At 67.3% G+C, this 13119-nt stretch carries 16 protein-coding genes; all 16 read left to right on the top strand.

The window, feature by feature from the left end; all coding sequences use genetic code 11:
• The first annotated feature begins 52 nt into the window (after positions 1-52).
• The 16 genes from rpmE (at position 53) to ABZ863_RS05850 (ending at position 13106) form a co-directional block, all read left to right on the top strand.
• Positions 53-280: a 50S ribosomal protein L31 gene (gene rpmE, locus ABZ863_RS05925; RefSeq protein WP_358531536.1), complete on the top strand. Its 228-nt coding sequence runs from the start codon at positions 53-55 to the stop codon at positions 278-280.
• A gap of 94 nt (positions 281-374) precedes the next feature.
• Positions 375-1445, top strand: a complete 1071-nt coding sequence (prfA, locus tag ABZ863_RS05920; protein WP_358531535.1) for a peptide chain release factor 1 — start codon at positions 375-377, stop codon at positions 1443-1445.
• A 198-nt stretch (positions 1446-1643) separates the two neighbouring features.
• On the top strand, positions 1644-2507 hold the full coding sequence (gene prmC / locus ABZ863_RS05915) for a peptide chain release factor N(5)-glutamine methyltransferase (RefSeq protein ID WP_358531533.1): 864 nt from the start codon (positions 1644-1646) through the stop codon (positions 2505-2507).
• A gap of 71 nt (positions 2508-2578) precedes the next feature.
• The gene (locus tag ABZ863_RS05910) at positions 2579-3229 is read left to right on the top strand and encodes an L-threonylcarbamoyladenylate synthase (protein WP_358531532.1); all 651 of its coding nucleotides are present in this window, start codon (positions 2579-2581) and stop codon (positions 3227-3229) included.
• A gap of 70 nt (positions 3230-3299) precedes the next feature.
• Positions 3300-4463, top strand: a complete 1164-nt coding sequence (locus ABZ863_RS05905; RefSeq protein ID WP_358531530.1) for an MraY family glycosyltransferase — start codon at positions 3300-3302, stop codon at positions 4461-4463.
• Entirely contained in the window at positions 4460-4897 is a 438-nt protein-coding gene (locus tag ABZ863_RS05900) for a hypothetical protein (RefSeq protein ID WP_358531528.1), read from the top strand. Before ABZ863_RS05905 ends, ABZ863_RS05900 begins: the two co-directional genes overlap by 4 nt.
• 272 nt (positions 4898-5169) lie before the next feature.
• Complete coding sequence (atpB, locus tag ABZ863_RS05895) at positions 5170-5961, top strand: F0F1 ATP synthase subunit A (RefSeq protein WP_358531526.1); 792 nt, start codon at positions 5170-5172, stop codon at positions 5959-5961.
• Between the two features lie 89 nt (positions 5962-6050).
• Positions 6051-6308: an ATP F0F1 synthase subunit C gene (locus tag ABZ863_RS05890; RefSeq protein ID WP_358531524.1), complete on the top strand. Its 258-nt coding sequence runs from the start codon at positions 6051-6053 to the stop codon at positions 6306-6308.
• 31 nt (positions 6309-6339) lie between these two features.
• A complete protein-coding gene (locus ABZ863_RS05885; protein ID WP_358531523.1) occupies positions 6340-6900 on the top strand; it encodes a F0F1 ATP synthase subunit B in 561 nt (186 codons plus the stop codon).
• Positions 6901-6912: 12 nt separating this feature from the next.
• Positions 6913-7734 carry a F0F1 ATP synthase subunit delta gene (locus ABZ863_RS05880; protein ID WP_358531521.1) on the top strand — a complete coding sequence of 274 codons (822 nt, stop codon included), beginning with the start codon at positions 6913-6915 and terminating at the stop codon, positions 7732-7734.
• 63 nt (positions 7735-7797) lie between these two features.
• Complete coding sequence (gene atpA, locus ABZ863_RS05875) at positions 7798-9438, top strand: F0F1 ATP synthase subunit alpha (RefSeq protein ID WP_358531519.1); 1641 nt, start codon at positions 7798-7800, stop codon at positions 9436-9438.
• Positions 9439-9450: 12 nt separating this feature from the next.
• Complete coding sequence (locus ABZ863_RS05870) at positions 9451-10389, top strand: F0F1 ATP synthase subunit gamma (protein WP_358531517.1); 939 nt, start codon at positions 9451-9453, stop codon at positions 10387-10389.
• Between the two features lie 3 nt (positions 10390-10392).
• Positions 10393-11817, top strand: a complete 1425-nt coding sequence (atpD, locus tag ABZ863_RS05865; protein WP_358531516.1) for a F0F1 ATP synthase subunit beta — start codon at positions 10393-10395, stop codon at positions 11815-11817.
• A 121-nt stretch (positions 11818-11938) separates the two neighbouring features.
• Positions 11939-12304: a F0F1 ATP synthase subunit epsilon gene (locus ABZ863_RS05860; RefSeq protein ID WP_358531514.1), complete on the top strand. Its 366-nt coding sequence runs from the start codon at positions 11939-11941 to the stop codon at positions 12302-12304.
• A 26-nt stretch (positions 12305-12330) separates the two neighbouring features.
• Positions 12331-12765, top strand: coding sequence for a DUF2550 domain-containing protein (locus tag ABZ863_RS05855; protein WP_358531512.1), 435 nt, complete (start codon positions 12331-12333; stop codon positions 12763-12765).
• Positions 12766-12812: 47 nt separating this feature from the next.
• Complete coding sequence (locus tag ABZ863_RS05850) at positions 12813-13106, top strand: nucleotidyltransferase domain-containing protein (RefSeq protein WP_358531511.1); 294 nt, start codon at positions 12813-12815, stop codon at positions 13104-13106.
• The last annotated feature ends 13 nt before the right edge of the window (positions 13107-13119 follow it).

Raw genomic sequence — 13119 nt, 5'->3', positions numbered from 1 at the left:
GCTCCGGTTCACCTCCCGCGGGAGGACCCGGCGGCCATCGAGAGAGGACCCCATGAAGAGCGGTATTCACCCCGAGTACGTGGTCACCAACGTGACCTGTGGCTGCGGTAACACCTTCACCACGCGCAGCACGCAGAAGTCCGGCTCGATCCACGTCGAGATCTGCTCGAACTGCCACCCCTTCTACACCGGCAAGCAGAAGATTCTGGACACCGGTGGCCGGGTCGCGCGGTTCGAGGCCCGCTATGGCAAGCGGCAGAAGAACGCCGACGCCAAGTAGCTTCGCCGACGGCGCCCGCACCTGCCTTCGTGGCAGTGCGGGCGCCGTTGTCTTGCCAGCACCGGTGCCAGAGACGAGAGGGGAGTGGCCGGAAGTGGAATCGGTCGCCCTGCAGGAACTACTCGACGAGTACGCCGAGCTGGAGGACCAGCTCGCTGACCCGTCCGTGCACGCTGACCAGGCCCGTGCGCGCAAGCTGGGTCGCCGCTACGCCGAGCTGGCCCCGGTCGTCAAGGCGGTCAACGAGCTCAACGGCGCCCGGTCCGACCTGGACGCCGCGAAGGAGCTCGGGGCGGAGGACCCGGCGTTCGCCGCGGAGGCCGACGAGATCGCCGCACGTATTCCGGCGCTGGAGGCCAGGCTCACCGAGCTGCTCCTGCCACGGGACCCCTACGACAGCTCCGACGTCGTCATGGAGATCAAGTCCGGCGAGGGCGGCGAGGAGTCGGCCCTGTTCGCCGGTGACCTGCTCCGGATGTACCTGCGTTACGCCGAGCGGCACGGCTGGAAGGCCGAGGTGCTCGACGCAACGGAATCCGACCTCGGCGGGTACAAGGACGTCACGGTGTCCATCAAGACCAAGGGCACCGACGCCGAAGGTGTGTGGGCGCGGCTGAAGTTCGAGGGCGGTGTGCACCGCGTGCAGCGGGTGCCGGCGACCGAGTCGCAGGGGCGCATCCACACCTCCGCGGCAGGCGTGTTGATCTACCCGGAGCCGGAGGAGGTCGAGGTCGAGATCGACCAGAACGACCTCCGCATCGACGTGTTCCGCTCGTCGGGGCCGGGCGGGCAGAGCGTCAACACCACCGACTCCGCGGTCCGGGTGACGCACCTGCCCACGGGCATCGTCGTGTCGTGCCAGAACGAGAAGTCGCAGATCCAGAACCGGGCGCGGGCGATCCAGGTGCTGCAGGCCCGCCTGCAGGCCCTCGCGGAGGAGGAGGCGGCCGCCAAGGCAGCCGACGCCCGCCGCTCCCAGGTACGGACCGTCGACCGCTCCGAGCGTGTGCGTACCTACAACTTCCCCGAGAACCGAATCTCCGACCACCGGGTCAACTACAAGGCCTACAACCTCGATCAGGTGCTCGACGGCGAGCTGAACGGGGTGCTCGACGCACTCATCTCGGCCGACCGGGAGGAACGCCTCGCCGCGGCCCAGTCCTGAGCGCGGTAACCGTCCATTGTGGTCCCAGTCGGTGAATGGCGACCCGTTTCGCCTGTGTGTCAACGGATCGCAACGAGCGTGAGCCCGTTGTCCGGACATGCGCGCCGGCAGGTGGGTACCGGCCCCTCCGCCGGACGCGAAGCGCGCTCGCCGCATATGTCCCCCACGACCAGGGAGCCCTGTGGGACTCTGGACACCGTGAAGAGACAGCCGCTGCGTCTGGCGATCCTGGAGGCGACCCGCATCCTCGAACAGGCCGGTGTGGCCTCGCCGCGCAACGACGCGGAACTGATCGCCGCGCACGTGCTCGGCGTGGAGCGCGGGCGGCTGCCGCTCGTGCCCCTGGTGGACCCCTCCGTTGTGGACGCGATCGGCCAGCTCGTCACCCAGCGCGCGAAACGCGTGCCGCTGCAGCACCTCATCGGCTGGGCCGCGCTGGGCGACATCACCGTCGCCGTTGGCTCCGGCGTGTTCGTGCCGCGACCCGAGACGGAACTGCTCCTGGAATGGGGCCTCGACGTTCTCAAGGGCCGGGAGTTCCCCGTGGTCGTCGACCTGTGCACGGGGTCGGGCGCGCTCGCGCTCGCCGTGGCGAACGCCCGGCCGGACGCCGTCGTCTACGCCGTCGACAACGACGCGCATGCGCTCGCCTGGGCGCGGCACAATGCCGACGCCAGGGCCGAGGCGGGCGACACCCAGATCCGGCTGTACTCCGGTGATGTCACCGACCCCACCGTGTTCGCCGAACTCGACGGACTGGTGGATCTCGTGCTGTGCAACCCGCCGTACGTCCCGGAGGGCACCGCGGTGCCGCCGGAGGTCGCCGACTACGACCCGCCGCAGGCCGTCTTCGCCTCCGGCGGTGGCCTCGCCGTGATCCGGCACGTCGTGACCGCGGCGGCGCGGCTGCTGCGGCCGGGCGGCGGCGTTGCCATCGAGCACGACGACACCCACGGCAGTGCCGTCCCCGGCCTGCTGCAGGCCCGTCGTGTGCTGACCGATGTGCGCGACCATCCCGATCTCACCGGCCGCCCGCGCTTCGTCACCGCGCGCCGCGGCTGAGAGGTCGCGCGGATAGGGGCCAGCCCCTATCCGCGCAACCTCTGAAACGCAGCAGGGCTAAGCTCACGCGCATGAGCGCGGTGTACGACTGCAGCAAAGCCGATACCAGGGCAGATGGCCTGCGTGCCGCGGCCTCGGCGGTACGGTCCAGCAGACTGGTCGTCATGCCGACCGACACCGTGTACGGCATCGGCGCCGATGCGTTCGACCCCGGCGCCGTGCGTTCGCTGTTGCAGGCCAAGCACCGCGGTCCCGACATGCCGGTAGGTGTACTGGTGGGCTCATGGTCCACAGTGGACGGACTCGTGCTCGGCGTCTCCCAGCAGGCCCGCGCGCTCATCGAGGCGTTCTGGCCCGGCGATCTGTCGCTGGTGCTGCCACACGCGCCCAGCCTCAACTGGGACCTCGGCACCACCAAGGGGACGGTGATGCTACGGATGCCACTGCACCCGGTGGCGCTCGAGCTGCTCCGGGAGGTGGGTCCGATGGCGGTCTCCAGTGCGAACGTCTCCGGCAGGCCGGCTGCGGCCACCGCGCAGGAAGCACAGGAACAGCTCGGCGACTCCGTGTCGATCTACCTCGACGGCGGCCCCAGCGGCGAGCCGGTGCCGTCGACGATCGTCGATCTCACCGGTGACGGGCCGGTCCTGCTGCGGGAAGGTGCGGTGCGGGCCGATGCCGTGTCGGATGTGCTCGGTGTCGAGGTCGGCCTCCCGCAGTGACGGTGCGCCGTAGCGATAGCGTTGCGCGCTGTGACCCCGCAGTCTTTCCACCGCAGGGGATGACCGCTCCGTGACCCCCACCGTGACCGCCGGTCTTCCCATCCGCGAGTACATCCTCGTCGGACTCGTCTCCGCCGCGCTGACCTTCCTGCTGACGGCGCTCGTGCGCCGGTTCGCCATCAAGGTCGGGGCGGTCGCCGTGCCAAGAGCGCGCGATGTGCACGTCGTGCCGATCCCGCGGATGGGCGGGCTCGCGATGTACATCGGCGTGCTCGGCGGTATGGCGATGGCCCATCAGCTGCCGGTGCTGCGCCGCGCGTTCGACTACTCCTACGACCCCGTAGCCGTCCTCATCGGCGGTGCCGTGATCGTGCTGATCGGTGCGCTCGACGACCGGTTCGAGCTGGATGCCTGGACGAAACTCGCCGGGCAGGTCATGTGCGCAGGCATCCTGGTCCTGTTCGGACTGCAGTGGGTGTCGTTCTGGGTACCGTGGGGCGGCGACGGCGATGCGATCGGCCAGGTGCTGATCCTCGACCGCAACCAGGGCGGGCTGCTCGCCGTGCTGCTGGTCGTGGTGATGGTCAACGCGATGAACTTCGTCGACGGACTCGACGGGCTCGCCAGCGGCCTCGGCCTCATCGCGGCATCGGCGACCTGTGCCTTTTCGCTCGGGCTGCTGGCCTCCTCTGGCGGCGACGTCGGCACCTATCCGCCCGCACTGATCGCGGCGACGCTGGCCGGGGCGTGTCTCGGCTTTCTACCGCACAATTTCCAGCCCGCGAAGATCTTCATGGGCGACTCGGGCTCGATGATGATCGGGCTGATGCTGGCCGCGGCCAGTACCTCGGCGTCAGGGAAGATCAACTACACCTCCTTCGACGCGACCGACGTCGTCGCGCTGCTCTCGCCGCTGTTCGTTGTCGCGGCGGTGCTGTTCCTGCCGCTGCTCGACCTGGTGCTGGCCGTCATCCGGCGCACCAGGCGCGGGGAGAGCCCGTTCGCCGCCGACAAGATGCACCTGCACCACCGGCTGCTGGAGATCGGGCACTCGCAACGGCGTGCTGTGCTGCTGATCTACCTGTGGGCCGGGCTGCTGGCGTTCGGGGCGGTCGCGGTGACCCTCTTCGACACCACCGCCGTGTTCTGGATCACATGCGCGGGCCTGCTGATCGCGGCCCTGATCTCGGTAGTGCCTAGACTGAGGTCGCGAAACCAGCAGGGAGCCCCATGACTGAGCAGACCGAGAAGCGCAACCCGCACGCCGAACAGGTGCAGCGGCTGGCCGATGCGATGCTGCGGACGGCGCTGTGGCCCGCCGTGGGCGTCGTGGTGACCGGCGCCGTCGTCGCGACCGTGTGGGTTGGTGTCTCCGGTCTTCTTGGTGCGCTCGTCGGCGGTGCTGTCGCATTCGCGTCGTCGTTCGCGACGCTGTTCATGATGCGCAAGTCCTCGGCGATGGATCCGATGGCCGTCATGGGCATCGCGCTCGGCGGCTACGTCTTCAAGATGCTGGTGATCTTCGGGGTCATGGTGCTGCTGCGAAGCGTCGACGGCCTGCACACGCTCTCGCTGGCGTTGACGATGATGGCCGTCATCCTGGTGTGGGCAGGGGCCGAGATGGTCGCGTTCAAGCGGGCCAAGATCCCCACCATCATTCCCGACTAGGGAAGACTCTCTCAGGCGAGCTCTCAGGCTCCGTTCAGGAGTACGGGCGTACGGAGTGTTCCGGACGGCTGGTATCGTCCGCGCCGTGGAGGCGGTCGCGGTCGTGCTCCCCGGTGTGCGGTGCCCGTCACGAACCCGGGTAGCCCGGTCGAGTCCTACGCTTTGTGGTAGCCGCCTTCGAGTACTCGATCTGAATCAGGTACGTTAAGTCCTGATCGTGACGATTCCCCCGGCGGAGTGAACGCCGGCCGGGAGAACCGGAAGGAGCCCAGTTGGGCGCGCTGGTACTAGCCCAAGGCGATGGGTTCGTCGCCCCAGGCGCGAAGGACTTCAACCTCGGTCCTATCTTCGGTGAAGGAACATTCGTTACCAAGCCGATGGTGCTCGCCGTGCTGGCGGCCGTGATCGTCGGTGCCTTCTTCTTGATCGCTTCGCGCAATCTCAAGATCGTCCCCAGCAAGTTCCAGTTCGCGGCCGAGTCGATCTACGACTTCGGGCGCAACAACATCGCGCGTGAGCAGATCGGCGCCAAGGATTTCCGGCCTTTCGTGCCGCTCATTCTCGGTTTGTTCAGCTTCATCCTGGTGAACAACATCTTCGGGATCGTCCCGCTGATCCAGTTCCCCGTGATGTCGCACATCGGGTTCCCGCTGGCGCTCTCGCTGCTCGTGGTCTACCCGGTCTACCACTACGTGGGCTTCAAGCGGCACGGCTTCGTCGGCTACCTGAAGAAGGAGACGGTGCCCGCGGGCGCCCCCGGCTTCATCCTGCCGCTGCTGACGCCGATCGAGTTCCTGCAGAAGTTCATGATCAACCCGATCACGCTGGCGCTCCGGGTGTTCGCCGCCATGTTCGCGGGCCACCTGCTGCTGCTGGTGTTCACCCTCGGCGGTGAGTACCTGCTGCTGGAGGCGAGCGCGGCGCTGAAGCCGGTGTCGATCGTGAGCTTTGCGTTCGCGATCATCCTGACGTTCCTGGAAGCACTGATCCAGGTGCTGCAGGCCTACATCTTCGCCCTGCTCTCGGCGAACTACATCGGAGCGGCGCTGGCCGCCGAGCACTGAGTCATCGAGATCAGGCAGTTCACCGAAGTACGTAACAACCCAAGCCCCCGATCCGCGTAGGCGCGGACCGAGTTGAAAGGGAAATGCAAGTGAGCAACATTGTTCTCGCCCAGGCTGCGGAGGCCGCGGTCAACATCAACCCGGGTCTTGCCGCGATCGGCTACGGTCTCGGCGCCATCGGCCCCGGTATCGGTGTGGGTCTGATCTGGTCGGCGGTCATCAACGGTACGGCTCGCCAGCCTGAGGCCCAGGGCAAGCTCATGGGTATCGCCTGGACGACCTTCGCCCTGGTCGAGGTGCTTGCGCTGTTCGGCATCGTTATTTACTTCATCGCCTCCGGTGGCTGAGTCTTCTCGCTCATCGCATTAGGGAGATGCTGTGCTGAACACCCAATTGGTTCTGGCGGCCGAAGGCACGCCGAACCCGGTCTTGCCGCACCCCTCGGAGATCATCCTCGGCTTGATCGCGTTCCTGCTTCTGCTGTGGGTGCTGCGTAAGTACGCGGTGCCGCGCTTCGAGAAGCTCTACGAGGAGCGGACCGCCAAGATCGAGGGCGGCATCGAGAAGGCAGAGAAGGCCCAGGCCGAGGCCGAGCAGGCGCTGGAGCAGTACAAGGCGCAGCTCGCCGAGGCCAGGACCGAGGCTGCCAAGATCCGCGACGACGCCCGGCTCGAGGCCGAGCAGATCAAGGCGGAACTCCGGGCCGAGGCTCAGGAGGAGGCGCGGCGCATCGTCGCTCAGGGCGATGCGCAGCTTCAGGCGCAGCGGGCCCAGATCGTCGCCGAGCTGCGGACCGAACTGGGCCGCAACTCGATCGAGCTCGCCAGCCGCATCGTCGGTGAGGCACTCGAGGACGAGGCTCGTCGCCGCGGCACCGTCGACCGGTTCCTGAGCGAACTCGAGGTCAGTGGCAACGGTGCCGCCGGAGCCAGGAACTAGGAGTAGGCGTAGATGACGCTGCATGCTGCGAGCCGGGAGGCTCTTGGCTTCGCCGAGACCCGTCTCGACGAGGTACTCGGCGACGCGGGCACTGACCCGTCCGCCGTCGGGGAAGAGCTGCTCTCCGTGGTGGGCCTGCTCACCAGGGAGGTCGGGTTGCGGCGGGCCGTCGGGGACGGTTCGTCGGACCCCGAGGCCCGCACGCGGCTCGTCAGGACCTTGCTGCAGAGCAAGGTGTCGGAACCCGCACTTCAGGTGCTCGACGCCGTGGTGGGCAGCCGCTGGTCCAGCCCGAGGGAGCTGCTCGACGGGCTCGAGTCCGTCGGGCAGACGGCGCTGCTGACCAGTGCTGAGAAAAGCGGCAAACTGGACACGGTCGAGGATGAGCTGTTCCGGATCGCACGTATCGTGGACCGTGAACCGGAGCTCGAGCGGGCCCTGTCCGACCGGGTGGGGCCGGTCGAGGGCAAGCGCACTCTGATCCGCAACCTGACGGCAGACAAGGTGGATCCGGTCACCCGGATCCTCGTCGAGCAGGTCGTCGTGCGGCCGCGCGGCCGCAGTATCGCCATCGGCATCGACGAGCTGGTGAAGCTCGCCGCCGCGCGACGGGACCGCTCGGTCGCCTACGTGACCAGCGCGACCGAGCTCACCGCCGAACAGCGCGACCGGCTCGCCGCGAAGCTCGCGCAGATCTACGGGCGGCCTGTCGTACTGCACGTGGAGCTCAACCGCGCGATCGGCGCCGGACTCGTGGTACGGGTCGGCGACGAGGTGATCGACGGTAGTGCAGCCGGCCGGATCGAGGCGCTGCGCAGGCAGCTAGCCAGCTGACCCAGACGGCGACATAACACATACTTTGCACAGTGGCAAGAACGAAGTGAGAGCGGGAACGACATGGCGGAGCTGACGATCTCCTCGGATGAGATCCGCAGTGCGATCGAGAACTACGTCTCGAGTTACTCCCCGGATGTGAGCCGGGAAGAGGTCGGCGTCGTCGTCGACACCGGTGACGGTGTGGCCCACGTCGAGGGCCTGCCGTCCACCATGGCCAACGAGCTGCTGGAGTTCCCCGGCGGCATCCTGGGTGTGGCGCAGAACCTGGAGCCGCGCCAGATCGGTGTCGTGATCCTGGGCAACTACGAGTCCATCGAAGAAGGCCAGGAAGTCAAGCGCACCGGCCAGATCCTGTCGATCCCGGTCGGCGAGAACTTCCTCGGCCGGACCATCGACCCGCTCGGCAGGCCCATCGATGGGCTTGGCGACATCGAGACGACCGAGCGTCGCGCGCTGGAGCTGCAGGCCGCCTCGGTGGTGGAGCGTCAGCCGGTGTCCGAGCCGCTGCAGACCGGCATCACGGCCATCGACTCGATGACCCCCATCGGCCGTGGCCAGCGTCAGCTGATCATCGGCGACCGCAAGACCGGTAAGACCGCCGTCTGCGTCGACACGATCATCAACCAGAAGGCGAACTGGGAGAGCGGCGACCCGAGCAAGCAGGTGCGTTGCATCTATGTCGCGGTCGGCCAGAAGGGCTCGACGATCGCCTCGGTGCGCAAGTCGCTCGAGGACGCGGGCGCCTTGGAGTACACGACCATCGTCGCCGCCCCCGCGTCGGACTCCGCAGGCTTCAAGTGGCTGGCTCCCTACTCCGGTTCCGCCCTCGGCCAGCACTGGATGTTCCAGGGCAAGCACGTCCTGATCGTGTTCGATGACCTCACCAAGCAGGCCGAGGCCTACCGCGCAATCTCGCTGCTGCTGCGCCGTCCGCCGGGCCGCGAGGCGTTCCCCGGCGACGTGTTCTACTTGCACTCCCGCCTGCTGGAGCGTTGCGCGAAGCTGTCCGACGACCTGGGTGCGGGCTCCCTGACCGGTCTTCCGGTCATCGAGACCAAGGCCAACGACATCTCCGCCTACATCCCCACGAACGTCATCTCGATCACCGACGGGCAGTGCTTCTTCCAGTCGGACCTGTTCAACTCCGGTCAGCGCCCCGCCGTCGACGTGACGACGTCGGTGTCGCGAGTCGGTGGTGACGCGCAGATCAAGGCGATGAAGACGGTCTCCGGCTCGCTCCGGATCGACCTGTCCCAGTACGAGGAGCTCAAGGCGTTCGCCGCCTTCGCCTCGGACCTGGACGCCGCCTCGAAGGCGCAGCTGGACCGTGGCGCCCGCCTCTACGAGCTGCTCAAGCAGCCGCAGTTCTCACCGGTGCCGGTCGAGCAGCAGGTCCTCACGGTGTTCCTGGGCACCAACGGTCACTTCGACCAGGTGCCGATCGAGGACACCGCCCGGTTCAACAGCGAGCTGCTGCAGAACATCCGGCACAAGCACGACGACATCCTCGCCGAGATCCGGGACAAGGGTAAGTGGAGCGACGAGCTCGCCGAGCGGGTCATCTCGGCCGTCGACGAGTTCAAGAAGGGCTTCACGACCTCCGCGGGCCGCACGCTGAACGAGGCCGAGGCCGATGCCATGGACGCCGAGAAGGTCGGACAGGAATCGGTCAAGGTGCACCGTCCGGCTCCGAAGAAGTAACGGACTGACGCAATGGCTGCACAGCTTCGTGAGCTCCGGCAGAAGATCCGGGCTACCAAGTCGATCGGCAAGATCACCAAGGCGATGGAACTCATCGCCACCTCGCGCATCAGCAAGGCGCAGGCGCGCGTCGAGGCCGCCAGGCCGTACGCGTCGGAGATCACCAACGTGCTCTCCGCGCTGGCCGGTGCGGCAGCCAACCTGGACCACCCGCTGCTGGTCGAGCGCGAGACGGTACGCCGTGTCGCGGTGCTCGTGGTGACCAGTGACAAGGGCCTGTGCGGTGGTTACAACGCCAACGTGCTCCGGGCGACCGAGGAGCTGCTGTCGCTGCTGCGTGAGCAGGGCAAGCAGCCGCTGCTCTACGTCATCGGCGGCAAGGGCGTGAACTACTACCGGTTCCGTGGCCGCGAGATCGCGGGCAGCTGGACCGGGTTCTCCCAGCAGCCGCGGTACGAGAACGCGGCGGCCGTTGGCGAGACGCTGGTCGAGTCGTTCCTGGCCGGTGCCGATGACCACGGCGAGTCGCCTGGTGCGGACGGCGTGCTGGGCGTGGACGAGCTGCACATCGTCTACACCGAGTTCCGCTCGATGCTCATCCAGGCGCCGGTCGCCAAGCGCATGGCGCCGCTGGAGGTCGAGTACACCGAGGAGCAGCCCCCCGAGGGCCTGCTGCCGGCCTACGACTTCGAACCCAGCGCCGAGACGCTGCTCGGCGCGCTGCTGCCGAAGTACATCAACACGCGGATCTTCGCGGCGTTGCTGGAGTCGGCGGCGTCCGAGCTGGCCGCACAGCGCAACGCCATGAAGTCGGCGTCGGACAACGCGAGCGAACTCGTGGAGACCTACACCCGGCTGGCGAACCAGGCCCGCCAGGCCCAGATCACCCAGGAGATCAGCGAAATCGTCGGTGGGGCTGACGCGCTCGCCGCAGTAGGAAGTGATGACTGAGCTATGACTAGCACTGAAGCTGCCGCCAAGGGGCGCATCGTCTCCGTAACCGGCCCGGTCGTCGACGTGGAGTTCCCGCGTGGTGCGATCCCAGACCTGTTCAACGCCCTCAAGGTCGAGATCGAGTTCGAAGAGCTCCGTAAGACTGTGACTCTCGAGGTCGCCCAGCACCTTGGTGACAACCTGGTGCGCACGATCTCGCTGCAGCCGCAGGACGGCCTCGTCCGCGGTGCTGAGGTGACCAACACCGGCGGGCCGATCTCGGTGCCGGTCGGCGACAAGGTCAAGGGTCACGTCTACAACGCGCTCGGCGAGTGCCTCGACGAGCCGGGCTACGGCGTCGACCTGGAGCGGTGGGGCATCCACCGCAAGCCGCCTGCTTTCGACCAGCTCGAGGGCAGGACGCAGATGCTGGAGACCGGCCTCAAGGTCATCGACCTGCTGACCCCGTACGTGCAGGGTGGCAAGATCGGCCTGTTCGGCGGTGCCGGCGTCGGCAAGACGGTGCTCATCAAGGAGATGATCACCCGTGTCGCCAAGAACTTCGGTGGTACCTCGGTGTTCGCCGGTGTCGGTGAGCGCACCCGTGAGGGCACCGACCTGTTCCTGGAGATGAGCGAGGACGGCGTCATCAACGACACGGCGCTCGTCTTCGGTCAGATGGACGAGCCGCCGGGCACTCGTATGCGCGTCGCGCTGTCCGCGCTGACCATGGCGGAGTACTTCCGCGATGTGCAGAACCAGGACGTGCTGCTGTTCATCGACAACATCTTCCGGTTCACCCAGGCCGGTTCCGAGGTGTCGACCCTGCTGGGCCGCATGCCGTCGGCGGTGGGTTACCAGCCGACGCTGGCCGACGAGATGGGTGAGCTGCAGGAGCGGATCACCTCGACCAAGGGCCGGTCGATCACCTCGATGCAGGCGATCTACGTGCCGGCGGACGACTACACCGACCCGGCTCCGGCGACGACGTTCGCCCACCTGGACGCCACCACCGAGCTTTCCCGGTCGGTGTTCCAGAAGGGCATCTTCCCTGCGGTGGACCCGCTGGCGTCGACCTCGACGATCCTCGACCCGGCCGTCGTCGGTGAGGACCACTACCGGGTGGCCGCCGAGGTGATCAGGATCCTGCAGAAGTACAAGGAACTGCAGGACATCATCGCGATCCTCGGTATGGACGAGCTGTCGGAAGAAGACCAGCTGACGGTGAAGCGGGCTCGCCGGATCGAGCGCTTCCTGTCGCAGAACATGCTGGTGGCGGAGACGTTCACCGGCCAGCCCGGTTCGACGGTGCCGGTGGCAGAGACCGTCGAGGCCTTCGACAAGATCTCGCAGGGCGAGTTCGACCACTACCCGGAGCAGGCGTTCCTGGGCATTGGTGGCCTCGAGGACCTCGAGAAGAAGTACAAGGAAATCACCGGTAAGTGATCCGGGTGAACGGCGGGGCCGGCGTCCACAGTGGATCTGGCCCCGTCATTCGCATACTCACACCCAGGATTGACGGCGCGCCCATTACACTGATGGGACGCGCGATCTGAAGGAGACCTACGTGGCTGAGATGTCCGTCGAGCTGGTGGCCGTCGAGCGTCGTCTGTGGTCTGGCAAGGCCTCGTTCGTCGTCGCGCAAACGACCGAGGGTGAGATCGGCATCATGCCCGGTCACGAGCCCGTGCTCGGCCAGCTGGTCGAGGGCGGTGTCGTCAAGGTGAGGACCACCGACGGGGACGCGGTCACGGCCGCCGTACACGGTGGGTTCCTGTCCATCACCCACGACTCGGTGAGTGTTCTCGCCGAGACCGCCGAGCTCGGCGAGGAGATCGACGTCGAGGCGGCCAAGCAGGCGCTGACGGCCGAGGACGAGGCAGAGCGCGCCAGAGCGAGTGCGCGACTGCGGGCGGCGGGGCAGTCGGCCTAACTGGCAACGACGAGCAGGAGCCGGCCATGGACATCGCGATTGTGGTCCTCGCCCTCCTGCTCGCGCTGCTCGTCGTCGCCGTCTGGTACGCGCTGCGCTGGGTTCGAATGCGGCGGCTTGGCGGCGTGAGCGTGGCGTTGCGCTGGCAACCGGACCGGGAGCGTTCGGGCTGGCATCTCGGTATCGGCCGGTACCGCGGCGAGGAGTTCGTCTGGTACCGCGTGTGGAGCCTGCGAACCGGTCCGGACCGGATCTTCCAACGGGACGGCCTCGAGATCGCCGACCGCCGTGAACCGGTCGGCGTCGAGTCCTATGCGGTTCCCGCCGGCTCCACGGTGCTGCGGTTCGAGTCCGACGTGCAGGAGCCCATCGAGATCGCCATGGGGCCAGGTGCGCTGACCGGCTTCCTGTCGTGGCTGGAATCCGCCCCACCGGGGCGCCGAATCCCGCGAGCCAGCTGATTCCAGGCGCTAGAATGCAGCGTAGCGCCTGGAAAGGAGCCGCGCCGATGATTCTTCCACGAGTGGACGAGCGTCGGCTCCGTGACATCTGTGTTCGCTACGGGATCGCCATGTTGCTCGTCTTCGGCTCGGCCGCGCGAGGAGACGACCGCGACGACAGCGATATCGACGTGTTGTACGAGCTCCAGCCGGGCGCCAGGCTGGGCTGGGAGATCGAGGATCTGAACAAGGACCTGTCGGACCTGTTCGGCAGGCCGGTGGATCTGGTGTCCCGCAAAGCTCTGCACCCGTTGCTCAAGGACGCAGTCTTGGCCGAGTCGAGGCCACTCTATGCAGCGTGACCGGTAAAAGCCC

The sequence above is a fragment of the Saccharomonospora sp. NPDC046836 genome (assembly GCF_040645195.1).
Classification (GTDB): domain Bacteria; phylum Actinomycetota; class Actinomycetes; order Mycobacteriales; family Pseudonocardiaceae; genus Prauserella_A.
Note: the sequence above shows the minus strand (reverse complement) of the source record. Positions and strands in the feature narration are given on the sequence as shown.